The sequence below is a fragment of the Streptomyces sp. CB03238 genome (assembly GCF_002099185.1).
Taxonomy (GTDB): Bacteria; Actinomycetota; Actinomycetes; order Streptomycetales; family Streptomycetaceae; genus Streptomyces.
The window spans coordinates 142,920-166,548 of sequence record NZ_NBCN01000010.1; the positions used below are offsets into that span (position 1 = coordinate 142,920).

General features: G+C 65.5%; 27 protein-coding genes, 1 tRNA gene, 14 other RNA genes, 1 pseudogene and 1 other annotated feature. Of the genes and pseudogenes, 6 read left to right on the plus strand and 37 right to left on the minus strand.

Translation table 11 applies throughout. The annotated features are described in order from the left end of the window. The first annotated feature begins 44 nt into the window (after positions 1-44). Entirely contained in the window at positions 45-1,145 is a 1,101-nt protein-coding gene (locus BKD26_RS19520; protein ID WP_084900421.1) for a winged helix DNA-binding domain-containing protein, read from the plus strand. Here the strand turns inward: BKD26_RS19520 and BKD26_RS19525 are convergent. Further along, positions 1,142-1,789, minus strand: coding sequence for a LysE family translocator (locus BKD26_RS19525; RefSeq protein WP_084899690.1), 648 nt, complete (start codon positions 1,787-1,789; stop codon positions 1,142-1,144). The two genes, BKD26_RS19520 and BKD26_RS19525, sit on opposite strands and share 4 nt — an antisense overlap. 161 nt (positions 1,790-1,950) lie before the next feature. On the opposite strand from BKD26_RS19525, the pseudogene BKD26_RS19530 reads away from it, so the two are divergent. Further along, positions 1,951-3,297 (plus strand): annotated as a pseudogene (locus tag BKD26_RS19530) (AMP-binding protein); the annotation flags it as partial. Between the two features lie 132 nt (positions 3,298-3,429). Here BKD26_RS19530 and BKD26_RS39815 read toward each other — a convergent pair. The 36 genes from BKD26_RS39815 to BKD26_RS19705 form a co-directional block, all read right to left on the minus strand. Continuing rightward, a complete protein-coding gene (locus tag BKD26_RS39815) occupies positions 3,430-3,876 on the minus strand; it encodes a hypothetical protein (protein WP_143662674.1) in 447 nt (148 codons plus the stop codon). A 155-nt stretch (positions 3,877-4,031) separates the two neighbouring features. After that, entirely contained in the window at positions 4,032-4,418 is a 387-nt protein-coding gene (locus tag BKD26_RS19540) for a recombinase family protein (RefSeq protein ID WP_084899695.1), read from the minus strand. Further along, positions 4,411-4,758 carry a hypothetical protein gene (locus BKD26_RS40325; protein WP_084899698.1) on the minus strand — a complete coding sequence of 116 codons (348 nt, stop codon included), beginning with the start codon at positions 4,756-4,758 and terminating at the stop codon, positions 4,411-4,413. The genes BKD26_RS19540 and BKD26_RS40325 overlap by 8 nt, the downstream gene beginning before the upstream one ends. Positions 4,759-4,827: 69 nt before the next feature. Next, positions 4,828-5,709 carry a hypothetical protein gene (locus tag BKD26_RS19550; RefSeq protein ID WP_084899700.1) on the minus strand — a complete coding sequence of 294 codons (882 nt, stop codon included), beginning with the start codon at positions 5,707-5,709 and terminating at the stop codon, positions 4,828-4,830. A 71-nt stretch (positions 5,710-5,780) separates the two neighbouring features. Then, positions 5,781-6,119: an Lsr2 family protein gene (locus BKD26_RS19555; protein WP_084899703.1), complete on the minus strand. Its 339-nt coding sequence runs from the start codon at positions 6,117-6,119 to the stop codon at positions 5,781-5,783. A gap of 185 nt (positions 6,120-6,304) precedes the next feature. Further along, positions 6,305-6,395: transfer RNA gene (locus tag BKD26_RS40330), tRNA-OTHER, on the minus strand. A gap of 576 nt (positions 6,396-6,971) precedes the next feature. After that, an RNA gene (locus BKD26_RS19565) (hammerhead ribozyme type II) lies at positions 6,972-7,035 on the minus strand. Between the two features lie 19 nt (positions 7,036-7,054). Then, positions 7,055-8,131, minus strand: a complete 1,077-nt coding sequence (locus BKD26_RS19570) for a hypothetical protein (RefSeq protein WP_084899709.1) — start codon at positions 8,129-8,131, stop codon at positions 7,055-7,057. 20 nt (positions 8,132-8,151) lie between these two features. Then, an RNA gene (locus BKD26_RS19575) (hammerhead ribozyme type II) lies at positions 8,152-8,214 on the minus strand. A 10-nt stretch (positions 8,215-8,224) separates the two neighbouring features. Continuing rightward, on the minus strand, positions 8,225-8,350 hold the full coding sequence (locus BKD26_RS42045) for a hypothetical protein (protein ID WP_277622399.1): 126 nt from the start codon (positions 8,348-8,350) through the stop codon (positions 8,225-8,227). Then, positions 8,347-8,835 (minus strand): hypothetical protein, encoded by a 489-nt coding sequence (locus BKD26_RS19580; RefSeq protein ID WP_084899711.1) that lies wholly within the window; start codon positions 8,833-8,835, stop codon positions 8,347-8,349. Before BKD26_RS19580 ends, BKD26_RS42045 begins: the two co-directional genes overlap by 4 nt. Before the next feature lie 24 nt (positions 8,836-8,859). After that, an RNA gene (locus tag BKD26_RS19585) (hammerhead ribozyme type II) lies at positions 8,860-8,924 on the minus strand. A gap of 7 nt (positions 8,925-8,931) precedes the next feature. Further along, positions 8,932-9,399 (minus strand): hypothetical protein, encoded by a 468-nt coding sequence (locus tag BKD26_RS19590; RefSeq protein WP_084899714.1) that lies wholly within the window; start codon positions 9,397-9,399, stop codon positions 8,932-8,934. 27 nt (positions 9,400-9,426) lie between these two features. Next, an RNA gene (locus BKD26_RS19595) (hammerhead ribozyme type II) lies at positions 9,427-9,492 on the minus strand. Positions 9,493-9,499: 7 nt separating this feature from the next. Then, positions 9,500-10,405, minus strand: a complete 906-nt coding sequence (locus BKD26_RS19600; RefSeq protein ID WP_143662675.1) for a hypothetical protein — start codon at positions 10,403-10,405, stop codon at positions 9,500-9,502. 27 nt (positions 10,406-10,432) lie between these two features. Continuing rightward, positions 10,433-10,497: hammerhead ribozyme type II (locus BKD26_RS19605), an RNA gene on the minus strand. Between the two features lie 11 nt (positions 10,498-10,508). Continuing rightward, a complete protein-coding gene (locus tag BKD26_RS19610) occupies positions 10,509-11,066 on the minus strand; it encodes a hypothetical protein (protein WP_084899719.1) in 558 nt (185 codons plus the stop codon). Between the two features lie 26 nt (positions 11,067-11,092). Further along, positions 11,093-11,158: hammerhead ribozyme type II (locus BKD26_RS19615), an RNA gene on the minus strand. 8 nt (positions 11,159-11,166) lie between these two features. Further along, a complete protein-coding gene (locus tag BKD26_RS19620) occupies positions 11,167-11,862 on the minus strand; it encodes a hypothetical protein (RefSeq protein ID WP_084899722.1) in 696 nt (231 codons plus the stop codon). Positions 11,863-11,888: 26 nt separating this feature from the next. Further along, positions 11,889-11,951, minus strand: an RNA gene (locus BKD26_RS19625) — hammerhead ribozyme type II. Positions 11,952-11,956: 5 nt separating this feature from the next. Beyond that, complete coding sequence (locus BKD26_RS19630; protein WP_084899725.1) at positions 11,957-12,388, minus strand: hypothetical protein; 432 nt, start codon at positions 12,386-12,388, stop codon at positions 11,957-11,959. A gap of 28 nt (positions 12,389-12,416) precedes the next feature. After that, an RNA gene (locus BKD26_RS19635) (hammerhead ribozyme type II) lies at positions 12,417-12,479 on the minus strand. 53 nt (positions 12,480-12,532) lie between these two features. Beyond that, positions 12,533-12,955 carry a hypothetical protein gene (locus BKD26_RS19640; protein WP_084899727.1) on the minus strand — a complete coding sequence of 141 codons (423 nt, stop codon included), beginning with the start codon at positions 12,953-12,955 and terminating at the stop codon, positions 12,533-12,535. Between the two features lie 26 nt (positions 12,956-12,981). Then, positions 12,982-13,047, minus strand: an RNA gene (locus BKD26_RS19645) — hammerhead ribozyme type II. A gap of 7 nt (positions 13,048-13,054) precedes the next feature. Continuing rightward, complete coding sequence (locus BKD26_RS19650; RefSeq protein WP_084899730.1) at positions 13,055-13,774, minus strand: hypothetical protein; 720 nt, start codon at positions 13,772-13,774, stop codon at positions 13,055-13,057. A 25-nt stretch (positions 13,775-13,799) separates the two neighbouring features. Further along, positions 13,800-13,862, minus strand: an RNA gene (locus BKD26_RS19655) — hammerhead ribozyme type II. Positions 13,863-13,925: 63 nt separating this feature from the next. Then, positions 13,926-14,315 carry a hypothetical protein gene (locus tag BKD26_RS19660; protein ID WP_143662676.1) on the minus strand — a complete coding sequence of 130 codons (390 nt, stop codon included), beginning with the start codon at positions 14,313-14,315 and terminating at the stop codon, positions 13,926-13,928. Between the two features lie 28 nt (positions 14,316-14,343). Beyond that, positions 14,344-14,409, minus strand: an RNA gene (locus BKD26_RS19665) — hammerhead ribozyme type II. Between the two features lie 7 nt (positions 14,410-14,416). Next, on the minus strand, positions 14,417-14,716 hold the full coding sequence (locus BKD26_RS19670) for a hypothetical protein (protein ID WP_084899735.1): 300 nt from the start codon (positions 14,714-14,716) through the stop codon (positions 14,417-14,419). Positions 14,717-14,745: 29 nt separating this feature from the next. Further along, an RNA gene (locus BKD26_RS19675) (hammerhead ribozyme type II) lies at positions 14,746-14,810 on the minus strand. Between the two features lie 8 nt (positions 14,811-14,818). Next, positions 14,819-15,382, minus strand: a complete 564-nt coding sequence (locus BKD26_RS19680) for an antirestriction protein ArdA (RefSeq protein ID WP_179166606.1) — start codon at positions 15,380-15,382, stop codon at positions 14,819-14,821. Between the two features lie 30 nt (positions 15,383-15,412). Then, positions 15,413-15,477: hammerhead ribozyme type II (locus tag BKD26_RS19685), an RNA gene on the minus strand. Between the two features lie 9 nt (positions 15,478-15,486). Then, positions 15,487-16,197, minus strand: a complete 711-nt coding sequence (locus BKD26_RS19690) for a hypothetical protein (RefSeq protein WP_143662677.1) — start codon at positions 16,195-16,197, stop codon at positions 15,487-15,489. A gap of 28 nt (positions 16,198-16,225) precedes the next feature. Further along, positions 16,226-16,288: hammerhead ribozyme type II (locus tag BKD26_RS19695), an RNA gene on the minus strand. A 13-nt stretch (positions 16,289-16,301) separates the two neighbouring features. Continuing rightward, positions 16,302-16,694, minus strand: coding sequence for a hypothetical protein (locus BKD26_RS19700; protein ID WP_179166607.1), 393 nt, complete (start codon positions 16,692-16,694; stop codon positions 16,302-16,304). 266 nt (positions 16,695-16,960) lie between these two features. Beyond that, positions 16,961-17,434 (minus strand): hypothetical protein, encoded by a 474-nt coding sequence (locus BKD26_RS19705; RefSeq protein ID WP_084899746.1) that lies wholly within the window; start codon positions 17,432-17,434, stop codon positions 16,961-16,963. Positions 17,435-17,613: 179 nt separating this feature from the next. Continuing rightward, positions 17,614-17,770: a sequence feature (16S ribosomal RNA rRNA prediction is too short), on the minus strand. Positions 17,771-20,083: 2,313 nt separating this feature from the next. Here BKD26_RS19705 and BKD26_RS19710 point away from each other — a divergent pair. From BKD26_RS19710 to BKD26_RS19730, 4 genes are all read left to right on the plus strand, one after another. Then, positions 20,084-20,512, plus strand: coding sequence for a hypothetical protein (locus BKD26_RS19710; RefSeq protein WP_084899748.1), 429 nt, complete (start codon positions 20,084-20,086; stop codon positions 20,510-20,512). Positions 20,513-20,996: 484 nt separating this feature from the next. Then, the gene (locus BKD26_RS19715; protein WP_084899751.1) at positions 20,997-21,248 is read left to right on the plus strand and encodes a hypothetical protein; all 252 of its coding nucleotides are present in this window, start codon (positions 20,997-20,999) and stop codon (positions 21,246-21,248) included. Between the two features lie 168 nt (positions 21,249-21,416). Then, entirely contained in the window at positions 21,417-22,067 is a 651-nt protein-coding gene (locus BKD26_RS19720; RefSeq protein WP_143662678.1) for a hypothetical protein, read from the plus strand. A gap of 564 nt (positions 22,068-22,631) precedes the next feature. Further along, positions 22,632-23,627, plus strand: a complete 996-nt coding sequence (locus tag BKD26_RS19730) for a tyrosine-type recombinase/integrase (RefSeq protein WP_084899759.1) — start codon at positions 22,632-22,634, stop codon at positions 23,625-23,627. Positions 23,628-23,629 lie beyond the last annotated feature (2 nt).

A 23,629-nucleotide genomic window follows, 5' to 3' on the forward strand; every position in this document is an offset into this window, starting at 1 on the left:
ATTGAGGACAACACTCGTCCTCAAGGGTGCGTAACGTGCCGAACATGGTCTCCCAGAAGAAGCCCGTGCTTTCCGCCCGCGCCCTCAACCGCGCCACCCTGGCACGGCAGCTCCTGCTGCGTCGTACCCCCATGCCGGCGAAGCACGCCGTCTCCCACCTCGTCGGCCTCCAGGCCCAGAACACCAAGCCGCCCTACTACGCCCTCGCCGCCCGCCTCGAAGGCTTCCGCCCCGAGGAGCTGTCCGCGCTGATGGAGGCCCGCGAGGTGGCCCGGATCGTCACCATACGGTCCACCATCCACACGCACACCGCCGACGACGTCCTGGCCCTGCGCCCGCTCGTCCAGGCCGCGCGCGACCGGGAGGTCGGCGTCTTCCGCAAGGGACTGGTCGGGGTGGACCTGGAGCGGCTCACGGCCATCAGCCGCGAACTGGTGGAGGAGCGGGCCCGTACGCCGAAGGAGATCCGCGAGGCGCTGCTGAAAGAGTGGCCGGACGCCGATCCGCTCGCCCTGACCGTCGCGGCCCGCTGCCTGCTGCCGCTGGTCCAGGTCACCCCGCGCGGCCTGTGGGGACGCAGCGGCCAGGTGGCCCTCACCACCGCCGAGGTGTGGCTGGGCAGGTCCGCCGAGCCGGCCACTCCGGACGAGGCCGTGCTGCGCTACCTCGCCGCCTTCGGCCCGGCCTCCGTCAAGGACATGCAGACCTGGTCGGGCCTGACCCGGCTGCGCGACGCCTTCGAACGGCTGCGGCCCCGGCTCCTCACCTTCCAGGACGCGTACGGCACCGAGCTCTTCGACCTGCCCGACGCACCCCGCCCCGGCCCGGACACCCCGGCACCGCCGCGCTTCCTGCCCGAGTTCGACAACCTGCTGCTCTCGCACGCCGACCGCACCCGCGTCGTACCGAAGGAGTACAAGGACCGGACCTGGAAGGGGAACCAGGCGTACCGCACCTTCCTCGTCGACGGGTTCCTCGCGGGCGTCTGGCGCCTGGAGGAGACGAAGGACCGGGCGACCGTCACGGTCCAGCCGTTCGGGGCGCTCACCCGCGAGCGGCGCGCCGCCCTGGAGGAGGAGGCCGGGCGGACGATGACGGCGATGGTCCCGGAGAAGGCGTGCGAGGTGCGGTTCGGTACGTTCTAGTCCGCGCGGCCCGTCGCCGCCACCGTCACGCCCAGGCCGATCATCGCGAAGCCGCCCGCCCCGCCCACCATCGACAGGCGGCGGTCCGAGCGGGCGAACCAGCCCCGCGCCGCCGCCGCGCCCAGGCCCCACAGGGTGTCGGTGACCAGGCCGATGCAGATGGGGACCAGGCCCAGCAGCAGCATCTGGACCGCCACCTGGCCGGCCGCGTGGTCCACGAACTGGGGCAGCACCGCCGCGAAGAAGACGATGCCCTTCGGGTTCGTGACGCCCACCACGACGCCGTCCAGCAGGGTGCGCAGGTCGCCCCGAGACGCGGCGGGCGGAGGCACGTTCAGCATGGCCGCCTTCATCTCCTTGCGGTGCCGGAACGCCTGCACCCCGAGGAAGACCAGATACGCCGCGCCCGCCAGCTTCACCGCCATGAACACGACCACCGACCGTTCGACCGCCGCCCCGACCCCGAGGGCCACGGCCACCACCAGGACGTACGAGCCGACGACATTGCCCAGCACCGTCGCCATCGCCGTCCGGCGGCCGTGCGCGAGGGCGCGGCCGATCACGAACAGCACGCTCGGGCCCGGGATCACGATCACGAGCAGCGACATGGCCGCGAAGGCCGGCACGCGGTCTGTGGACACCATGGCCCTCACCCTAAGCACCGCGAGCCGAGCACCGCGAGGGCCGGGGCAACAGGGCCGCGCGTACCCGCTCCTTCACCCCCGTCCGCGGGTAGTGAGACCTGGGTCGCCGATTGCACGATGGCGGCGACCAGTCCCGCAATGCCCGGCAACGAGGAGGACACATGGCGGAAAGCGGCGCGACCGAGGAGTTCCGGGCGGCCCGGGACTTCCTGCTGCGGCACCGGGAGGACTACGAGAGGGCGTACGACGGCTTCGCCTGGCCCCGGCCCGCCCGGTTCAACTGGGCGCTCGACTGGTTCGACGTCATCGCGGCGGGCAACGACGCGACGGCGCTGCACATCGTCGAGGAGGACGGCACTCAGACCCGGCTCTCCTTCGCCGAGCTGTCCGGCCGCTCCGACCGGGTCGCGAACTGGCTGCGGGGGCTGGGCGTCCGCCCCGGGGACCGGATCGTCGTCATGCTCGGCAACGAGGTCGAACTGTGGGAGACCGCCCTCGCCGCGATGAAGCTGCGCGCCGTCGTCATCCCCGCGACTCCGCTGCTCGGCCCCGTGGACCTGGCCGACCGCATCGAGCGCGGCCGGGCCCGTCATGTGATCGTGCGGGCCGAGGACACCGGCAAGTTCGACGACGTGCCCGGTACGTACACACCGATCGCGGTCGGCGCCCGCGTCCCGCACTGGATCGCGTACGAGGACGCCTACGGGGCCTGCGGGCCTTTCGAGCCGACGGGGGAGACCCGGGCCGACGACCCGCTGATGCTGTACTTCACCTCCGGCACCACCGCCCGCCCCAAGCTCGTCGAGCACACCCACACCTCGTACCCCATCGGCCACTTGTCGACGATGTACTGGATCGGGCTCAAGCCGGGCGACGTCCACCTCAACATCTCCTCACCCGGATGGGCCAAGCACGCCTGGTCGAACCTCTTCGCGCCCTGGAACGCCGAGGCGACCGTCTTCATCCACAACTACACGCGCTTCGACGCCGACCGCCTGATGGCCGAGATGGACCGGCACGGCGTCACCAGCTTCTGCGCCCCGCCCACCGTGTGGCGGATGCTCATCCAGGCCGACCTGTCCGCGCTGCGCACCCCGCCCAGGGAGGCCGTCGCCGCCGGTGAGCCGCTGAACCCCGAGGTCATCGAGACCGTACGGCGCGAATGGGGCGTGACCATCCGGGACGGCTTCGGGCAGACCGAGACGGCCGTCCAGGTCTCCAACAGCCCCGGCCAGCTGCTGAAGGCCGGGTCCATGGGGCGGCCCAGCCCCGGCTTCCGCATCGAGCTGCTCGATCCGGTGACCGGGAAGCCGGGCGCGGCGGAGGGCGAGATCGCGGTCGACCTGTCCACCGACCCCGTGGGCGTGATGACCGGCTACCACGGCGACCCGGACCGTACGGCCGAGGCGATGGCCGACGGCTACTACCGCACCGGCGACATCGGCTCGCGCGACGCCGACGGCTATGTGACGTATGTGGGCCGGCGAGACGATGTCTTCAAGGCGTCAAGATCAGTAGCAATATCTTTCCTAATGACTGTGGCCGCCTGACCTGCACAAACGCAAGGTCTGGTCGCAGACGCGACGAAGCCCCCGCGCTCCGAGAGGGAGCCGGGGGCTTCGTCATGCGGTCTCAGACCCTCACGCTGGCACGTAGCCGGCGCTCAGCCGCCACCACTCACCACCATCCGGAGCGATGCGCCGGCCGATGGCCTGTGACGTGTATGCGGTCATCTCCGGGAGGAACCACACCGCCAGCGTGCCCCCCGTTGCGAGGGTCAGGGCCGCCCAGCGGCGCACCCCCTCCTCGGCTGGCAGCGCCACGTGATCGACCCCGTTGTCGGCGATGAAGGAGAGCACCACCCGGCCGTCCCGCTCGATTGACCACCGGGCCTGAGAATCCTTTGCCTGCGCGACATCACCTCTCGGCGCGAAGCGGTGCCGCTTGAGGAAGGCATCGACCTCAGCCCGCGACTCTCGGCCTAGATGCACGAGTGCAAGCGCCGGCTGCAAACCACCGTCTGCCTCGGGCGCCCCGGTAGGGACAGCCGCCGCAGCCGGCACACCGTTGAATGAAACCAGCGGCACCAGCCGCTGTGTACGACGTCGTCTGTTCACCGAGCCCCCCTACTCGTCATAGGACGGTTCGATCTCGCCGTCGTCGCAGCAGATGGAGGTCTCGTCCTCGACCTCTTCGCCGCACGAGTTACAGAAGAAGTAGACCGGCTCCCGTTCTTCCTCCGTCACCACTCCTCCCGCGCCTCGATCGCCTCGTCCTCAGCCGTACGGAGGGCCAAGACCAGGTGCCCAGACGGCGACGTCAGGTCCTCCGCCGCGCCCACCAGGCTGACCACTACGCCGAACCTGTTCGCCCGATCCACCAGTGCTTGGACGGGGCGAGCCTGCCGGCCGAACTCCGTGGTCTTGGCAGCGACGAGAACATCGAACCTTCGGAGAGCGATGTCGTTCATGACGTCGAGGAGGACGTCCATACGTCCCGCACTCTCGTAGCACTCCACGACCTCATAGCCGCGCTCCGCGGCCCACGCCTCGCACTGCGCTCGGCTGGCCAGCGCTGCGTCCGGGGTGTTCCCCTTGACGAAGACTGCGGCCCGCACCTGCTCACTCACTGGAATCCCCCTCGGCGTCCTTCTTGCGGACCCATTCTGCGTGAGCCTCGGCGACCCGCGCCTGCCACGACTGCCACGCCTCGTAGGTGGACAGCGTCTCCGGGACGTTCTCACCGATCAGCGCCCTGGCGAACTCGTTCAGGACGATCTCCGGGACCCCGCTGGTGTACCAGCCGTAGTGCCGACCACCGCGGATGGTGGTCTGTGTTGCGGAGTCCTCTTCCAGCACCTGGCGGATGAATCGGGGGTCCGGGGTGAAGCGCCAGGAGTGCTCCACCATGATTCGGAGTGTTTCCATCTCATCGTCGGTGAGCCGAAGCCCCCGCGTCTGCTCGTTCATGCCTCTCCTCTCAATGACGGAGGAGCCTGCCAGGGGTCGCTGACAGACTCCTCCGCTTGCTTGGGCTGATCAGCCCTCGGTCTCCCTCAGCCCCCGCAGCTCACGGCTGAGGCTGGCGCCGAGCTTCACAAACTCGGTCACCTCCTCCACCCGCGGTCGTCGGGTCTTCTTGCTCTTGCTCTTGCCGGCCGGCTTGACCGGCGGTTGGTACACCTCGGCGTCTTCCGGGTTGCTGCCGGCGTACGACACGGTGTGCAGTACCTGCGTGAGGTACCTGCGCAGCCACGTCGCCAGCCGGGTGATGTCTCGCTCGCCCAGGTCGTCGCTGAAGTGGAAGCCACTGACCGTCCGGGCGACCGCCTCGGCGACCGTGGTGGACTCCCCGTCGAGCGGGACCGTGCACCGGAGCGTCTGGAGCACCAGACCTTCCGGCGTTGAGATGTACCCGACGAACATCACGCCTAGGTCCTCGAACCGGTCGTCGCTCATCGAGCACAGGAGCTGTGCGTTGTCCCACCGCCCGAAGGTGTGGGCGACCAGCGGAATGCCGATCTGCTGCCGGTAGTACTGCGTGTCCTCGTCCGAGAAGTCCGGCGTGGTGAGGACGATCAGAGGGTTCCTGTACCGCAGCCCCCTCACGGCAGCCTTCGGCAGCTCAGCCGGCGACTCCGACAGCGCGGCCAAGAGGTACTCGTCCATCGCGAGGACCGTCCTGTCGCTCCGCCACAACTCGTGGATCGCAGCGTCACGACCCATCGCCGCCATCTCGCGGCGGTCGGCCGGGTCCCACGGGATGAGCGCCTGTGGCACCTGCTTGTTGCCAGCCATCACGTACGGCACCAGAGCCCGCAGATTCGGGTACCGGCTCACACCTCCCTGGATGTGCGACTGCATGGCCTTGACCATCTCTCTGGCCAACTCCAGCGTCTTCCTGTCGGTGCGCTGTTCCATTCCCTCTCCTCTCAAAACAGCAGAGGGCCCCGCCGGACCACCCGGCAGGACCCTCTCTCTGCTGCGTTGTGCTACTTGGCCGACTGCGCCTTCTCGAAGGCGTCGCGGACCTCGGCCGGCACACGACCGCGGTTCTTCAGCTCGGGCCAGCCGTTCGACCTGGCCCACGCCCGGATCGTCGCCGAGTCGGCACCGACCTCGGTGCGCTTCCCGGCAGCCGACTTACCGCGTCGGCCCGACACTTTGCGCCCGGCCTTGACGTAGGGCTCCACGATGCTCCGGAGCTTGTCCGCGTTGGCCGTGGTGAGGTCGATCTCGTACGACTTCCCATCCAGCGCGAAGGTGACGGTCTCGTCGGCCTCCGCGCCGTCCAGGTCGTCGACCAGCAGAACCTGAACCTTCTGTGCCACTGTCGTGCCTCTCCTCGCGTTCCTTGCGAAGCAAACTACCTCGCACGGGGCTGCGTACTCCTGGCCCCTTCAGGCACTCCCCGGCGGAGTGGGAGAGCGTGCGGTGACGCCGGGGAGGTCCTGAACGGATCAGGAGATGGTCGGGGCCTCCGGGAGGAGAGGTGTGGTGACCGGAGGCCCCTGAGTGCCCTGGCCGGGGATTGAACCCGGCGCTTCCGTCAGGGCTGCTCTGTCTTCAGAGCGTCGTGCAGTTTGGCCAGCTCCTGCTCCAGGTGCCGGCGGAGTTCGCCTCGCTCTTTATCGAGCTTGTGACGTTCACGAAGCACGGCTGCCAGCTTGTCCGACAGTTCTTTCTCCTCGGCTGCCAGCCTTGTGTCCTGCTCCTCCAGCTTCTGGAGACGCTCCTGAGCAATGGAGGCCGGCGAGCGAGGCGCGGACGTCTTGGACCGACTCTGCCTGACGGCCTCCTCATGGACCCGCCGGTAGTCGTCGAACTCTGCGGTGGCGTAGTACTTCGTCGTCACCGCCCCCCGCTTGATCATGACCAGCTTGGGGAAGCTCGCGTGTCGGCTGCTCCAGGTGGTCACGGTGTGCGGCTTGACACCTGCGCGCTTGGCCAGATCGCTGACGGAAGACAGCTCGGACTCACGGCCTTGATACTCGGGCCTGAGCCATTCCACCTGCTCTTCCACAGCGGTCCTCCAACTAATGACGGTCCGCATAACTTACCGCCGTGCTGCCCAGGCACTGACCAGCACGTCGATCGCAGCGTCCGTCACCAGACGAGCCCCGTCCCCGCTGATCTCGACGAGCCGGAGCCTTTTCAGTTTCTGCATGATCTCTCCTCTGACCAACTGACTGCCATCGTCAGGCCACGGGAACCACCCGTGACGACCCCCTTCCAGGGGTTTCGGCTTCGTTGGTTGGTGCGTCGGCTACTCAAAGGGCACCAGGAGGCCTTCGGCCTCGTCGCCGAACCTGTCGGCGTTGACCAGCGTCGGGGGGAACCACTTCACCTTGCTGAAGGCCTTGGCTGCCCCGTACAGAACGGTGTGCGGGTGGCCTCGGCGCACGTGGGGGATCACGGTCCAGCCCGTGCTCGCCCCGGTCCGGCGTAGGCGCTCGATGCCGGCGTTGAACCGGCGAATCGCCGGACCCAGGTGCCAGCCCAGGCGCAGGACGCGAGTCGGTCGCTTGGGCCTGCTGCCCTTCTTGACCCGAGTCGCCTGTGCAGGCGCGGAGGCCTCCTGGGCGTCGGGGTTGTCACAGCACGCGTAGAGCATGTGCGACACAGCGATCAGCGCCATTTCCGACAGGAAGGCCTTCAGCGCACCCTCGTCGGCCGGTGGCCGGTAGCCGTTATGGGTCCCGTAGAAGATGCCGATGTCACCGACGATCTTCTCGGCGGTCGTCTTACCTTCCTGGCGGGGGACCTTCAACTCGACGAACCCCCGGCTCTTGGCCTTGCCGGACTTCGGCAGGACATCGACGATCATGACGACCAGGTAGGGCGTCTCGTCGTCGTCCAGATCCACGTCCATCGTGCTGGCGACAGAGTTCACTGCCGGCCGGCACGTGACGAGGAATCCGCGGACAGCGATGTCCTCACCCGACGGCATCGTCCTGATGTGCGGCTCGCGGAAGACGAACACCGGATCCGGGTGGGGGAGCTGCTTGAGCACCTCGCCCGGAAACTCGGCATCCACTTCCATGTCGATCAGGCTGGCTCCGAAGTCGGGGTTCACGTCGTAGACGACCCGAGTCCTCCTCCAGAGCTTCGCGGCCCCGACCATGCAGGCCGATGCCAGCATCGACTCGAACCAGAGCTCGTCCGAACTCGACTCCGGGAGCCGGTTCTCGTTGACCTCTTGCCCGAGCACCACTCTGACCAACTCACTCGCGCCCTTACGGCGCAGGCGGTCTTCGTGGTGCTGAGCGATCGAGTCGACCAGACCCTCCCCGAGCGCGACGCCGGACATCCAGCTCGGCATGCGCACCTCGGAATCACTCATGTGCTCTCTCCTCTCAACGCTGACGGCTGCCGTCGTCAGGCCACGGGCACCACCCCGTGACGACGCCTCCCGGCGTTTCGGCATTGGTTGGGATCAGAGGTCGACACCGATGCAGTGCCAGGGACCTCCGTTGATCGAGCGGTACAGCTCGCGCGACTTACGCACCACGCCCTTGTGGAGCCAGGAACGGTGCACGACCTTGACCCGGATCCCCTTCACGCGGACCGCCCGTACTGCTCATGGACGTCACGCTCGTGGCCGGGGCAGAAGTCCATGCCGTGCCCCTTGGGGTAGACGCAGTACTCCGACCACGGCAGGCCGTAGGCGGCCTGGTAGCCGCACTCGTCCTCCTTGACCTGGTCCTCCTCGTGGACGACCGGACCCTTCAGCGGTTCGGCTTCGCCGGCGAGAAGGGCACGCCACGCCTTGTTCAGGGCGGCGGCGTCCTCTTCGTTGAGGTCGTAGAGCCCGAAGAATTCGAGCGCGTTGCCGCTCCCCAGGAAGTCGAGGTGGGACAGGGCGTACTCGTAGCCCTGGCCGTGGCCTTCCTCGGCGTAGACCTGGCCGAGGACGCAGAAGTACCCGTGGTTGATGTCGAGCAGGTCGGGTTCGATGCGCTCACGCCAGTCCTCCGGACCGACCGAGTCCATCAGCTCGAACCCGTTGGATGCCCGCTGCTCTGCGGACAGGGTCTCAACACCCATTGCTCTCTCCTCTCAAAGCTGACTCAGCGGCTGCCTTCGTCAGGCCACGGGCACCACCCCGTGACGACCTCCCTTCGGAGGTTTCGGCATGTTGGATCAGTTCTCGTGCTTGAGCGGGGTCAGGGTGGACAGCAGCAGGGCCGCCGCGCTCTTCACCTCGTCGCCCGCGTCCCAGAACTTCTGGAAGTACTCGCCGAGGATTTTCCGGTCCACCGCTTCGGTGTCGGTCTCGTCGCCGTGCTCGTCGCGGTACTGGTCTCGGAAGTCCACCCAGCCGCCGTCCACGCCCTCCCACTGCTTGACTGCGGCCAGCAGCGTCTTCAGGCGCTCCTCGGCCGTCTCGTCGAGGCCGAACAGGGGGCGGATGGACACCAGCGGGTGCTCGTCGATGTCGCCGGCCAGACGGGAGGACGGGTCCTCCGCCGGCCGCCACCGCTCGCTCAGCTCGTACTCGACGTCGCGAGCCACCTCGGAGGCGAGGACGACCGGATTGGCGTTGGCGTCCACGCACAGGTCGACGTAGCCGGCGAAGTGCACCCGGACTGTCGTCGAGTTGTTGCTCATGTGCTCTCTCCTCTCAACGCTGACTTCAGCGGGCTGCCTTCGTCAGGCCGTGGGCACCACCCCACGACGACCTCCTTCCAGGAGGTTTCGGCATGTTGGATCAGGACTCGGTGAGCACCTTGGACGCGACCTTGGACAGATACCTCGCCTTGCTGGCGGCGTGGATCTGCTGTTCCTTGACTTCGTGAGCCACTCCCGCCGTGAACGCATCCAGCAGATAGCGGATGAGTTCGGCGGAGCGCGGGATGTCCATCACGTCAGGCAGGTACATCTCGCTGGTGGGGGGCAAGACCCCCAGACGCGTGAACGCCTCGACCAGGGACCACTGCCAGCCCTCCGCCGTGGACGTCGGGCACAGGCCAAGCTCCATGTCGCCCGTCATCACGAAGCAGACCGGAAGATCGTCGATCCGCACCGCCGCCTCGTCCCACTCGACGTCGAGCACCTCGGAGATTGAGAAGTAGCTGTTCTCGGCGGGGTGCTTACCGCGGCTGAAGCTGGTGTAGTGCTTGCGCCAGTCGTTCAGGTCCACCTTGTGGGTGTAGATGTCCCAGGGGTCTTCGAACTCGCCCACGAAGTGGACCTGCCGGCCAGCCAGACCTTGCAACTCCTCGACCGGAATCCGGCCGGGCTCGGGAACGTGAGACCACGCCCACGCGCCGCCGCCGAGGTCGTACAGACCGTCCTCGTCGGGGTCGACGATCGTCGTGTACTGCGAGGGCCTGTCGGTCGGACCCCACGCCCAGCCCACCATCAGCACGATGGCGACCCGTTCGCGGGGCGCGTCCTCCCCGGCGAGCGCCGGGAAGTCCATGTCGACGACGTGCACGCTGTCCCAGCTCCTGCAGCACTCACGGGCCAACCGCTGGGTGTGCTCGGCGACCTCGCGGACCTGGTCCAGAGTGAACCGGGGCCTCAGGAAGCCGTTCCAGGTGTCGTCCAGATCGGCCACCGCCTCAAAGAGCGGCGAGTCGTCGAGCCGGACGCGCACAGGCTGCATTGCCATTGATCTCTCTCCTCTCAGAACTGACTTCAGCGGCTGCCGTCGTCAGGCCCCAGGCACCACCCTGGGACGACCTCCCTTCGGAGGTTTCGGCAAGTTGGATGGGTCAGGCGACGATCTCGCCCAGACCCTTGATGAGCCTCTTGGCACCCTTCGCGGCGCGCTTGATGTCGGATGTGCCCCAGTGGCCAGCGAGGAGCTGCTCGCCCTCTCGCTCAAGCGACCACGCCCAGTCGGGCCAGGCGGTCACGTACAGCGCGTCCTTGTCGGTGAGCTTGATGTGAACGGCCCAGCATCCGCCGCCCGTGCTGACGTTCTCGGCGTTGAGGCCGAGACCGACCAGCTCCTTGGCCATCCGCTCGCACTCGTCGTGCTCGGAGTACTCCTCGGGCTGCTCCTCCTCGTCCGTCGGAACGGGAGTGAGGGCGCCTTCGAACGCTGCGGCGATCATGTACTCGCCGTACAGCTCGGTGAGCATGAGGTCGTGCGGGAGGCCGGTGTCGACGCCAGGAAGTCCCCCGTCGTCCCACCCGTAGTGCTTCGGGAGGGACCACTCGAAGACGTCCATCGGGCTGTCGCCCTGATCCGTCCACACGATCGGCTCGAAGTCCGGGTCGTGGTGCTTGATCACGACGATCGTCCACGACTTGCGCGTCTCACCCATGTGCTCTCTCCTCTCAGAACTGACTTCAGCGGCTGCCTTCATCAGGCCCCAGGCACCACCCTGGGACGACCTCCTTCCTGGAGGTTTCGGCGTTTTTGGATCAGATGTATTCGGCGTAGTGGGCCAGATCCTCGACCAGCGGGAAAGCGTCCATCTCGTAGTCCCCGACCAGGTGGTCGTGGTCGCTCTGCTTCGCATCGAGGACGTAACCGTCCTCGTCCCGGTTATCCTTGTCGGCCTCGTCGTACGCCTTGATCAGCATGACGATCTCCTGCAACTTGTCCCAGAACCTGGGCTGGAGCCGGAGGTCGAAGCGGCCGTAGTCGAAGTCGTCCTGGTAGACGCCCTCGAACGAGCGCTCTGCCACCACGTAGCAGTCGATGTCCCACTCACGGCGGATGTGGGTCGACAGGGCGATGGACCATGCCTGCTCCTGTGACTTGGCCCTCACGGCGTAGACGAATGGGCCCTGTCCGGCGTGGCGCCGGGAACCGGCGATGGCGACCGTGAAGTCGCGATCCTCGCCCTCCCTGTGGTCTACCTGCCGGTACAGCGGACGCTTGGCATACGTCTCCGACACCGACAGGTTGGACAGCACGTGCTCGCGGTTGAGGATTTCGGCGCTGGCCGACCTCGCCGCCGCACGTGTGCGGAAACCGAGAAGCTGCAACCCGTCCTTGTCGTTGAGTCCGTGGGGGAGTGCAGCCCAACCGCGGTTGGTCCGGCCGACGTACCCGAAGCCCTGGTTGCCGGAGACGTGCTCCTTACCCAGCAGGTGCTCACCCGTATCGCTCATGTGCTCTCTCCTCTCAAAGCTGACTTCAGCGGCTGCCGTCATCAGGCCGCGGGCACCACCCCGCGACGACGCCTCCCGGCGTTTCGGCATGTGACTACAGGTCGAAGTGGATCTTCTCGTCGCGGATCCACAGGTAACCGACCGGCCACCGGCCCGCGCTCAGGTGAAGGTCTCGACGCACCTTCTTGGGGAACCTCTTGTCCACGCGGAAGCTGCGACCCGGAAAGCCCCAGCGTCCCCGCTTGGACTGCCAGAACAACGCGCCTGCCGACTCGGCGGGGATGCGCGCGAGGTGTTCCTTGTGCAGCTCGACGAACTCGCGACACATGCGCATCCAGCGCTCGCGCGCTCTGTCGTCTGCGATGTCCGCGACGGTCAGGTACTCGACCGCCTCCCATTCGTCTCCGCCGACCCCGTTCTCGTCGGGGTTCGACTCGAACCACAGCGCCTCGCCGAGCGCCCAGCGGGCGAACTCGTCGATGTAGGTGGGCCAGTGGATCCCATCCTCCTTGGACTGCTCGTCCATGTGCTCTCTCCTCTCAAAACTGACTCAGACTTGGCTGCCGTCGTCAGGCCACGGGCACCACCCCGTGACGACGCCTCCCGGCGTTTCGGCAAATTGGCATGACGGAGCCGTCGGCCGGCAGGTACAGCACGCCGGCGACTCGCGTCAGTACTCCCCGTTCTCGTAGCAGTGCCCGTGGAGCGGCATGCGCTCGTAGCACGGTTGACCGAAGTCCTCGCCGCAGTTGGAAAAGACTCCGTGCTGCTCCTGAAGCTCCTCCGTGATGTACTCCGGAGCAGGCTCCCTGAATGGGTTCTGCTCGGACAGGTCCGCAGGACAGGTCCACACCGTGTCCTCGTCGGTCAGCTTGACGAACTGGCCGCAGGCGGGGCAGGGAGCGTCGTAGAACGCGTCTTTCCGCCCGACGAGTCTCCCGCCGTCCCACACGTCGATGGCACCGATCCACGTGACGCCGATACGGGCGCCAAGGATCTTCTCCTCGATGAGGGCTGCGATCTCCGCGTCGTCACACTCCACGGCACCGATGTGGCCGTCGTCAGTGGACCGGACCTGAAGGGTCACACCCATACGATCTCTCCTCTCAAAGCTGACTTCAGCGGCTGCCGTCATCAGGCCGTGGGCACCACCCCACGACGACCTCCTTCCAGGAGGTTTCGGCATGTTGGATCAGGACTTGGGGACCTTGGTCAGGAACTCCCAGTCCACGGGGTCGTTCTTGTTCTCCTCCGGCACGTCCAACTGGACTCCGGTGGGGCACAGCTCGGACCCCCAGTACGTGGGACCGATCGCCTTGATCACCCCCTGGAAGGACCGCTCCTCGCCGTTCGCACCGCGAGTCGCGCAGACCACCTCGTCGCCCACAGACAGCCTCTTGCCGCCGTAGGTGAACGAGGGCACCTCACCGATGTACGACTCGTCCTCGGTGAAGTACATGGCCTCCTTCTCGGCGGCCCTGACCGCGACCGGTCCCCACCGGCACTCCAGCCACGCTTGCATCGCAGCGATGGCCGCACCGATGAGTTGCGGGTCGTAGAACATGCCGCCCATCGCGTCGCGCTGGACGTAGGCGTCGACCAGACCCAGGCCTTCGGCGAACTTCACCAGAGCCTCGCCCCGCTCATACAGGGACGAAGGCGCGGCCTCGATCTGGACAGGGACGCGCCAGTCGCACCAGTCCGGGTACGAGATGCCGACCACGTTCGGGTCGATCAGCCAGTAACCCTCGCAGCCGATCACGACGCTGGAACCGACCAACACGTGCCCATCCGGATCGGACGAGGCGACGTGCGTGTCGCACTCCGTGCAGACAGAGGTCAGGTACGGCTCGATGAGCCGCATGGGCGCCTGACGAACTGCCTCCAGGTACGCCTCAACCTCGCTGTCCATAACTCTCTCCTCTCAAAGCTGACTTCAGCGGCTGCCGTCATCAGGCCGTGGGCACCACCCCACGACGACGCCTCCCGGCGTTTCGGCAATTGGGCACGGCGAGGCCGGCCGGCAAAGGACATACCTCAGCCGGCGAGCCCGCGACCGCGGATCAGACCCCGACGTTCTCGGACTGGAACGGCCGCGCTTCGATGTCCTTGCGAAGCAGCGCGATGCGCTCCTCTCGCGAACCGATCTCCCGCTCCAGGCAGATGATCTCTTCGCGTTTCGTCCGGATCTGGAACTGGAGACGCTCGACCTCCCGCTGCCGGGGGTCGTGCGTCAGTGGCGACAGGTTCTCCTCCCACAGCGAGTCCTGCCGATCCGCATCGTCCGCGCGGAAGTACGCGATGCGCATTCCGGGGTGGGTGATGTGAGTGTCCGGGCAGGCCGTACGCAGGTCGGGGTGGTACTTGACGAACGTCCCCGACTTCTCGGTGCCGTACCAGTTGATCAGGACGCGGTCACCGGGCTGGAGATCCGTCTTCACGAATCCAGGCATAGCTCTCTCCTCTCAAAACCGACTCAGCAAATGGCTGCCTTCGTCAGGCCCACGGCACCACCCGTGGACGACCTCCCTTCAGGAGGTTTCGGCTTGTTGGATCAGATGTTCAGGGGCACGGCGTCACGCTCGGGCTCCCAGTGGTTCATGGCCGACGAGATGAGGTGGTCGACGTCCACCCCGGCGGAGTGCGCCAGGTGCAGCAGGTCGGTCATGAAGTCGGTCAGGACCTCGTACGCGAGGTCGCCCGTCTCCACGTCACGCATGTCGTCGTTCGCCAGGTTGGCACCGTTGTAGCGCTCGCCGTACTCGCGGACCGCCGGGAAGACACGCTTCCCCTTCTCGGCGGACAGCGACTCCGTGTAGATACCGTCGGAGGCGATGTATCCGGTGCTCGTCATTGCTCTCTCCTCTCATGGACTGACTCAGCAATTAGCTGCCATCGTCAGGCCCCAGGAACCACCCTGGGACGACCTCCTTTCAGAGGTTTCGGCAAGTAGAAATCAGGCGTGCGAGTCGAGAATGTGGTACGTCCCACCGCCCTCGTAGATCACGTAGTAGTCGCCGCCCTGGAGGTAGTCATGCGCCATGGACTCGGCGACCGCCTGAGTGTGGCTCTTGAACCGCTCCGGGAGTTCCGACTCGATGTCGTCGTACAGGTACTCCGCGAGTGCCTTTGTCTCGTCACCCCAGCACTCGGTGATGGTCGTGACGAGTCCTTCCTGGATCTTGGGCAGAATTTCGTCCGGCTCCAGGTGGGAGTTCTCGGTGAAGTAGTGCGCGACCACCACAGAGGGGTACTCGTCCAACGCCTTCGCGATGGCCGTGATCTTCTCCAGCGACTCGAACTCGCCGAGGTTGAACCCCCCGAACCCGTCGTAGTCGTGGATGGCGTACTCCTCCGCCACATCGCCGTTCTGGGCCGCAGGGGACTCCTTCAACATGTTGGCGATTTCCTCGTGGATGGTGTCGACATCCTGGTCAGCGTCGATCCAGCGTCCGTGGAGAATGCCCGCGTTGTAATCGGACAGACTCGCCACGTAGATACGCAGGGTGTCAGCAGACATGTAGCTCTCTCCTCTCAACACTGAATCAGACATTGGCTGCCATCATCAGGCCCCAGGAACCACCCTGGGACGACCTCCTGTCAGAGGTTTCGGCATAAGGGAACTCAGAACTGCGACGCCTCGACCCGCAGGCCGGCCGTGCAGTTGGGGCAGACGGGATTCGCGACCAGGTCGTCGAACGACACCTCTTCGGCGTCTTCGATCTCCTCACCGTTGCGGTCGATGCGCTTGACGTGCTGCCCGCCGGACTCGATGTCGAATACGACGTCCTCGCACTCGGTGCAGTACACCGTGGCCTTGTCGTCGTCCAGCAAGTATGCGGGCTCGTAGCAGGTCACCTGGAACACGGTCGGACGAGAGAACGCCCGGTAGCCGCACTCCTGGTGCCACAGCCCGATGTAGTACTCGTCCTCGTACCGGAAGAACTGGCCCTTGACTCCGTTGGGCATGAACGACTCGTAGCCGTCCGTGTCGATGCCGGAGATGTAGGGGGATCCGAAGTACTCGTCCGTGATGGATTGCGCCCAGAGTTCGAACGACTCACCGTCCGCAGAGGACGGGTCACCGTAGACCGGATACTCCTGACGGTTGTCCATGATCCACTGGACGAACTTCTCGTCCATCTCGCGGTGGTAGTCCACACGCTTCGCGTAGAACTTCACGCCGTCGAGAACGATGGTGTCGCTGCCCTTGTTGAAGCGCGCGTCGACATGCGGCTCCATAGCCGGCGGGGCCGTGAACAGCTCGTTCAAGGCCTCCTCGGTGGAGTCGTACAGGAAGTCGGACGCAACCATTACGAGGGTCTGCGCAGACATAGCTCTCTCCTCTCAAAACCGACTCAGCAAATGGCTGCCTTCGTCAGGCCCACGGCACCACCCGTGGACGACGCCTCTCGGCGTTTCGGCAATAGGAACTCGGATCACGCCGCGAGCCGCATTCCGCGCAGGCTCGCCCAGAACTGCTTCCACCCGCGCTGAATCACGTGGTGGATGTGCGCGTCCTCCTCGTCCGTGAACCCGTAGAGGTGCGCGGACGGCTCGATACGCTCTCCCGAGTAGTGGTCACGCAGGTAGGAACCCTCGTGGTGGTAGAACCAGTCGGCACCCTCGTCGTAGGCGCAGTCGGCGTCACGAATGGCGTCGATTGCGAGCCTGACGGGGTTGTCCCACGGACCCGTGGCTTTCTTCGGCGTGCAGTCCACGACCTCATAGGTCTGGAGCGGACCGGGACCGAAGGTGCCGTTCGGAAGGCGCGGCGCACCGTAGTCGCCGTCGATGATCATGTCCTCCGTGAAGTACGTGCGATGGACCACCACGAACTTGCACGGACGGCCGTCGGAACGGGAATGCGGGGCACGAAAACTGACGTTCCGCCGCTTGCAGTTAGGGCACTGCTTCCACGCACCGGACCGACGCGACGTTCTGCGCTCGGACCAGTTCATCGGGCTGATGCTCATAAACTCTCTCCTCTCAAGATAGACAGGGCACCACCCCTGTCCCGCAGCGCTGCTGCGACCCCGTACGGAATTCCGTACGGACGCTCCCGGCCTAACGCCTGTTTAGAGTCGCCGGGACGACTTCAGCCACAGTCCATGAACAGCACGCCGTACGGCGTCCTGATGAATTCGGACATGGCTCCGTGATGGATGTCCTTGAGCACCGTGACCCAGTCCACCTCGCCAGACGGCTTGAGGTATGGAGTCACGTCCCACGTCAGACGGTCATTGCGCATGGCGTCGACGACCGCCTCGATTTCGGTCCGACCGAAACCCCTATGGCGCTCCTCGTTCATGAGACGCCATGAGAGTTCGTCATCCCAGTTGGACGGATCTGCCTTCACGGCTTCCTTGCCCGCCCACACGAGCGCACTGCTCTTGGACGGGACCATGGACTGGGGCGGAGCGCTGCGGGCATCGGCGTACTGGTCGATGGCCTCCATGAGGTCATTCCAGTGCTTGTCATGCCAGCCGTAGGACCGACCCTGACCGTCGCGGTCGCAGTTCACCTGCCAGACCTTCTTGTGAAAGAATTCCCTGAGGCTGTTGCGATCCATTGCTCTCTCCTCTCATGGATGACCAACGGATACCAAGCCGTTGGCTCTCGGCTACAGCAGGGGATTCAGCTAATGAGACCTAGCACCCTGCTGCGCCGTAGTGCATGAGATTGCATTGTCCGTCGGTAAACGGACCAAACAGAGAGGGTAGGGGGGCGCCTATTGCATAGGCGTAGTGTGGCCGGGACGCCCTCTCGGGCCCGGTACCCGTCGTCGCCTTGGTGAGCCGTTACCTCACCAACAAGCTGATAGGCCGTGCGCGCACCTCACTTGCGGGATCGGACAAGCCGACCGCTTACGCAGGGTTTTGGACTGCTGCTACACACGTATTACTCCCACACATTGACGCCATAGGCGCCCCCAAATCGCGCCCGGATGAATCCGGGGCGATTGAGAGAGAGTGACGCTACGGGTAACGGTGGCGGTACCTCTGTGTTAGCTCTTGCCACCACGTATCCACTGACTATCTGTCCCCATGCTGTGTAAGCCACGGACGTCTAGCCACGCGCATTTGGTCCCCTCCTATAAGAGTTCGGCGACAGTAGGCAGACTGCACCCCTGTTGCATGCACGCCCTATCGACACGTCGGTCGATAGTGGGGAATCCTCATTCCCCTTGCAGAAACGTCGTTACCGTTCCCGTGCGTCTATATCCACTGTTGAGTTCTCAAGGAACGATCGCTGCCTTTCTACTAACCCCGTAGGGCTTTCGTCCGGGCGATTCATTCGCCTTCCCTTTGAGGCCCCGTTTCCGGTGCCTCGCCGTTCCGACACAGAGAACATTAGGCGCTGCGAGGTACCTCGCACAAGTCCGTGTCGCGAGTTACCTCGCACAGTGACGGTTGCGGCACCCGCGCACCCGCTGTGAGCTGCGGCGCGTGACCTTGCGTGATGAAAAACTACTTTCCGTTACCAGGGATCGCCGGCGACTGGCGTGCCCCTATATGCACCTCTATGTCCGTTTCCGGTGGCGCTCGTCGGTGTGCTCGGCAGTACCGCAAGGGGGTGCGTCGCACGGTCCCCAACAGCTCCTGAGACACGGCGGCGGCCCTGAAGATTCGGGGGAGGCGTAGTGGTCGGCATGCTCCCTACGGCATGCACCACGTAGGGCACGGCTCACAGCGGCTCACGCTGCCTCGCTACGGCTCACGCTGCCTCGCATGCTCGGTACGCCTCACAGCGGCTCACGGCGGCGCCTAGCGGCTCACGTTCGGCACGCTGCCTAGCGGCGCCTGTAGCGCTCACAGCGGCTCACGGTTGCTCGGTACGCCTACGGCTCACAGCGGCGCCCGTAGCGGCTCACGGTGCCTCGCTACGGCTCACGCTGCCTCGCTTGCCTCACAGCGGCTCACGGCGGCGCCTAGCGCTTTTCGGGGGGCGGGAAGTGGTCGGCATGCTCTCCCCATACACACACAGTGAGGCAATGGCTACGTTGTGCCATGCTGCGCCGTCTGCACGCTCGGTAGCCAAGAAAGGTGCTTTCGCTACTTTCCGCTATGCTGGCTCTGTGTAACTGCTGACATAGGTACGCCTAAGTATCTGACGGTCTATTGATATAGTGCGCGCGTTGACCGGCTCTAAGCCTCTCACCTGCACGTATGCACGTTGAGTAACTCTCTGCGTATCTGACGGTCCGTTTGTCAGGGGGTGGCCCCACGACCCCGCAACCCTGGGTTGACAGTATCCGTTCACGGGCAGTAACTGTCGACTTTATGCAGAGAAAGGTGCTGCATAGGGGTTGACTTTCGAGTCACTGACACTCTTTTAGTTGACCTGGCGAGGAATCCGCTGGTCACGCCGTACCCAAATGGGAATTTGGGAGTAACCCATAAGGTGCGATGACCGGCCTAGCCGACATGGGGTGCGAAACGGGCACATGCATGTGCATGGAAAGCTATGCAGGGCTCAACATAATATGCATGCATGGGAATTCGGGCATAAAGGACACCCCCACCCTTAAGTGGGCGAAGCCGGCGAAGCCGGCTACTGCCCCCTGATGACTCTTATAGCCACCGGTCCTCACGATTGGGGCAGTAGCCCTGCGTGACTGGGGTGGGAAACGCGATTTCGTAGACGGAGAGCTCCGAAAGTCGTCGAGCCGATCACGCTAAGCAGTATCACAGCAGATGTGCCGGCAGAGCTGGCGAGTCGGGCAGTACGAAGCGTCACTATGGCGTCCGTCACAGCACAAACGAGCGAATCGGCGAAAGTCGGCGGTTCCGGGGCTCTCGCGTGTGTGCAGGCAGGGAGGCGCTACGGTTCCGCGCATGGAAATCCCGAGGTGGGCTGGCCGCGCCACGGCCGCAGTGGTCGTGGCTGGGGCGTTGATCATTCGGCGTGCGCTCCAGGAGGCTGCGTCGCGGTCGGATACGGACGGCGGCGGTCCCCGTAAGCGGACGCTTTGGCACTGGCGTTGCGAGTGCGGCGGTCACTCTCGCGGAGGCGAGACCTCTGAGTTTCTTGCGCAGTGTCTCGCCGACAGGCACACGTTGCGCAAACCTGTGGGGCACCCGAAACCGGAGGTCTACTCCACCGAAGAGGAAGTCGAATGGTGATCCCACGGCGGGCTGATGACGGTTCGGTCACGGTTGACCTAGGCGAGTAAGTCCTGTTGAGGCGTAGCCGGCGCTCCTGGCCGTACGTTCCGCGCATGAGTGATGAGTTGCAGAGGGAGCAGGACCGCGCGCTGGTCGAACTGGCTGCGGAGAAGCTGCTGAAGACGTCGGCCGGCGCGGTCCAGGAGAAGGGTCGAGAGCACTACGTCCAGTCGCAGACGCGGGGGAGCGGTACCCCTGTGGTGGTCGACGACATCGATCGTCCGAGCTGCGTGATCGAGGCGTTCGCACCGCACTACGAGTTCGTCCTGGAGCACCTCGCGCTGGTCGGCTCGCCGCGGGTCGGCCTTGCGGTGGCTGCGTGGCTTTCGAGCGTGGCGCGGCGCTGGGGGGAGTCGTCGAGCGATGAGCGGCGTTGGGCTGTCGACGTTGCGGCGGAGCTGCTGAAGGTCAAGAAGAGGGACCTGGGCTTCGGTCGGCATCAGTGGGTACCGATCCGGGCCGCCGCGAGCGAGGCTGCGTGAGGACCTGGCCGTCGAGCTGGGCGTGCGATGCGTCGGTGGGTCCCGAGGGTGGCGGAGCAGTCGGCGCCTCGGTGTGCCTACACCTCTGTGTGCAATGCGTGAAGTTGCAGGTCGGGGGCGACCTACTCACTGGTACACGCGTAGACAAGTGAGTTAACGGGAGGTGAACGGAGCCTCAAGGGTGTGACCCTAGTCACAGCAACCAATCCGGGTCTTGTTGGTCCTTGTCGTCACTGTGTGATGGCTGAATCGCCACTGTCAGTGGCATATGCGCACGTCAGAGGCGTGTTACCGGCGGTCAGGCTCCATCGCGTAACGAGTGTTGATCGTTTAGCGCCTGACTCCGCGCATGACGTACAAGATGGTCAACAAGTTGCTGCGGTGGTAGATGTGGAGCCCGCCGTTCAGGGGATCCCCTGGGGCGGGGCTAAGAGGGATCGTTCGAACTTACGCGTGCGCGTTCGTGGCTCGGGGAGGGTGCGCCTTGACGGTGGTCGCCGGGGTGGAGGACTCGGGAGCAGTCCCGGTCATGAAGGCGGAGCAGTTCGATCGGAGGGGTCCCTATGTGCGCTCTGGCGAGGATGTTCCGCATGAGGGAGCCATACCGGACCTGTGGGGGTTGGCGGCGGACGAGGCCCTCGAAGAGGCCATTGAGAATGGCCGGCTGCGCTGGTCGATCAACCTGCGGACAGGGGAGACGGTACTGAGCTTTCGAACGCTGCAATCGAACGCATGATTGGTTTGTGACTCACTCGCTAGGCTTGTGGCACAAGTAGGCGCACAAGATGACCAACTCCTGGTTTATAGTTCCCAGCGTCGCTGCATGAACGTAGGTCCGCCAGGAGCGGGTCCGATGGAGAGCAAGCCGTCTTGAGCAGGTAGGGCGGCATTCGGAAGGAGCGCCGTGGCTACCGAACAGCCTGGGCCAAGCTGTAACCGGCTAGTGGGCCATGACGACAACGGCCGGGAGATCGTCTGCGGGAAGGCCGTCCCAGGTCACCCGCTTCACCTTGAGATCAACGGGGCCAAGGCGCTCGACCTGGTGCTGTGTGCCGAGCACAAGGCCGAGTGGTACGCCCACAACGAGCAGTTCTTCGGGCGGGCACAGGCGGCGAAGGTCGCCCTCCAGAAACTGTTCGAGGACCACCGCGGGGACCTCTTCACGACGGCGGAGATCCGCAACTACCTCCGGGACGTCCTGAAGAACCGGGATGAACTGCTCAGGGGCAAGGCCGAGCGGGACCTCGTCACGGCCCTCCAGGACAAGGGCAAGCTCTCCTTCGCGGTCGAGGACCTCTTCAAGGAGGTGCGCCGCCGCGAGGAGGAGCTGTCGGCGCCCTCAGAGTGGGAAGAGGTTACCCCCTCCAAGGTGCGGAACTACCTCAATGCCGCGCTGGATAACAGGGACGAGCGCCTGTCCGGCGCGGAGTTCCGGCTGATTGCCGGCATGCCTCAGACGGGCATGCCGGGGCAGCCCCTGATGGAGCTGTACGCACGGCTTCGTCGAGAGGATATGGACCGTTCGGATGTGGATGACCCGGCGGTGAGCAAGTGACGGGGTTATTGCACCGCCGTCGGTGCGGCTCGCCGGATCGGGGGTTGAGCTAACTCAAGAGGGGCTGGTTACTCGGACTGTCGAGGCCGGCCCCTCTTGCTATTCAGTGACAGGAGCGCAGCAGATGAGTGACTACTTCGCGGAGCGGACTTCCGTGTTCGACCGGACCGTCCGTCACGGGGCGGATGCATGGCACCGGTTGGACCGTGAGGAACTGGCTGCGCGTCGGGAGCGGAGTGGTAGGCGCGGGGCGGAGACTCGCCGGCGAAACTCGCACAGCGGTCCTGTGGTCACTGGGGTGAAGGTCTGGCCTGAGGTGATGAAGGCGGCCCTGAAGGCGGCCGGCGGGGATGCCAGTCGCCTGCGGATCGTCAGCGACACAGAGGTTTGGGTCGTCTGAGCTGCGAATATTCTTGAGATACAACTTGTGGAACAAGTTGTTCGTCTAGTAGGCTCGGGGTGTCCCCGGAAGCGTTGGGCAACGCGGTCGGGACGCACTCCGGGCCTTCTTGCTTGGCGGGCACCAAGCAACCAGGCCCTTCCAACCACCTATGGAGGGCTTCGATGGGCGCTGAGCTTGCTCTGATGGAGGGCGGGCAGATCCAGCCGTTCGCTGTGGCCGGCGCCTACCTGCTCACCAAGTCGGGCCGGACCCGTACCGAGTACCAGCGGGACCTACGCCACTACTTCACCTGGTGCGCCGAGTTCGGCCGCGACCCGTTCTTCCAGAAGCGCGCGCAGATGGACGCCTTCAAGAACTGGCTGTCCGACCACTACAGCGCCGGGGCGGTGAACCGTCACCTGTCTGCCGTGAGCGGCCTGTTCAAGTACGCCATGGCCGAGTTGGAGGACTTCATTGTCCGCAACCCGGTCGCCCTCGTCGACCGGAAGCCGACCTCCTCCATCTCCCAGGCCACCGGCCTCACCTTCGTGGAGTGCGACCTACTTCTCCTCGGTGCCCAGGCATACAGCCTGCGGTGCTCCGCAGTCGTCCACATCCTGCTGCTGACCGGCATGCGCGTCAGCGAGCTGGTAAACGCCAACATCGAGGACCTGGGTGAAGAGCGCGGTCACAAGGTGCTGCGCGTCACCCGCAAGGGTGGACGCCAGCAGACCATCGTGATCCCGCCGACCGCATGGGCCGCCCTGGAGGCGTACCTCGACGGCCGCACGAGCGGGCCGCTGATCATTACCTCCACCGGTCGCCGCATTACTCGGCAGGGCATCTGGGACATGGTCAAGCGCCTTTGCCGGCGTGCCGGTGTCCGGATGATTCGTACGCACGACCTGCGCCACACCTGCGCGACGCTCGCGCTTGAGAGCGGGATGCCGCTGGAGGCCGTGCAGGACCTGCTCGGTCACGCGGACCCGCGGACGACCCGACGCTACGACCGCGCACGCAACAACCTCGACGCCTCCCCGAGCTACGCCATCGACGAGAAGCTCCGTGCCGTCGCTGCCCGCCGTCAGGCCGAGGCCGCGCTGGACGAGGCCGTTGAGGTCCTGGTCGACGAGGCCCTCCGCGAAGTGCTTGCCACCGCGGAACTCGCCGCCGCCTGAAA

What these genes read in the sequence shown, in the direction of transcription:
- BKD26_RS19520 (WP_084900421.1), top strand. Translation starts at nt 45, where the DNA reads ATGGTCTCCCAGAAGAAGCCCGTGCTTTCCGCCCGCGCCCTCAACCGC.
- BKD26_RS19525 (WP_084899690.1), bottom strand. Translation starts at nt 1,789, where the DNA reads ATGGTGTCCACAGACCGCGTGCCGGCCTTCGCGGCCATGTCGCTGCTC.
- BKD26_RS40325 (WP_084899698.1), bottom strand. Translation starts at nt 4,758, where the DNA reads ATGAACGAGCAGACGCGGGGGCTTCGGCTCACCGACGATGAGATGGAA.
- BKD26_RS19550 (WP_084899700.1), bottom strand. Translation starts at nt 5,709, where the DNA reads ATGGAACAGCGCACCGACAGGAAGACGCTGGAGTTGGCCAGAGAGATG.
- BKD26_RS19570 (WP_084899709.1), bottom strand. Translation starts at nt 8,131, where the DNA reads ATGAGTGATTCCGAGGTGCGCATGCCGAGCTGGATGTCCGGCGTCGCG.
- BKD26_RS19580 (WP_084899711.1), bottom strand. Translation starts at nt 8,835, where the DNA reads ATGGGTGTTGAGACCCTGTCCGCAGAGCAGCGGGCATCCAACGGGTTC.
- BKD26_RS19590 (WP_084899714.1), bottom strand. Translation starts at nt 9,399, where the DNA reads ATGAGCAACAACTCGACGACAGTCCGGGTGCACTTCGCCGGCTACGTC.
- BKD26_RS19600 (WP_143662675.1), bottom strand. Translation starts at nt 10,405, where the DNA reads ATGGCAATGCAGCCTGTGCGCGTCCGGCTCGACGACTCGCCGCTCTTT.
- BKD26_RS19610 (WP_084899719.1), bottom strand. Translation starts at nt 11,066, where the DNA reads ATGGGTGAGACGCGCAAGTCGTGGACGATCGTCGTGATCAAGCACCAC.
- BKD26_RS19620 (WP_084899722.1), bottom strand. Translation starts at nt 11,862, where the DNA reads ATGAGCGATACGGGTGAGCACCTGCTGGGTAAGGAGCACGTCTCCGGC.
- BKD26_RS19630 (WP_084899725.1), bottom strand. Translation starts at nt 12,388, where the DNA reads ATGGACGAGCAGTCCAAGGAGGATGGGATCCACTGGCCCACCTACATC.
- BKD26_RS19640 (WP_084899727.1), bottom strand. Translation starts at nt 12,955, where the DNA reads ATGGGTGTGACCCTTCAGGTCCGGTCCACTGACGACGGCCACATCGGT.
- BKD26_RS19650 (WP_084899730.1), bottom strand. Translation starts at nt 13,774, where the DNA reads ATGGACAGCGAGGTTGAGGCGTACCTGGAGGCAGTTCGTCAGGCGCCC.
- BKD26_RS19660 (WP_143662676.1), bottom strand. Translation starts at nt 14,315, where the DNA reads ATGCCTGGATTCGTGAAGACGGATCTCCAGCCCGGTGACCGCGTCCTG.
- BKD26_RS19670 (WP_084899735.1), bottom strand. Translation starts at nt 14,716, where the DNA reads ATGACGAGCACCGGATACATCGCCTCCGACGGTATCTACACGGAGTCG.
- BKD26_RS19680 (WP_179166606.1), bottom strand. Translation starts at nt 15,382, where the DNA reads ATGTCTGCTGACACCCTGCGTATCTACGTGGCGAGTCTGTCCGATTAC.
- BKD26_RS19690 (WP_143662677.1), bottom strand. Translation starts at nt 16,197, where the DNA reads ATGTCTGCGCAGACCCTCGTAATGGTTGCGTCCGACTTCCTGTACGAC.
- BKD26_RS19705 (WP_084899746.1), bottom strand. Translation starts at nt 17,434, where the DNA reads ATGGATCGCAACAGCCTCAGGGAATTCTTTCACAAGAAGGTCTGGCAG.
- BKD26_RS19710 (WP_084899748.1), top strand. Translation starts at nt 20,084, where the DNA reads ATGAGTGATGAGTTGCAGAGGGAGCAGGACCGCGCGCTGGTCGAACTG.
- BKD26_RS19730 (WP_084899759.1), top strand. Translation starts at nt 22,632, where the DNA reads ATGGGCGCTGAGCTTGCTCTGATGGAGGGCGGGCAGATCCAGCCGTTC.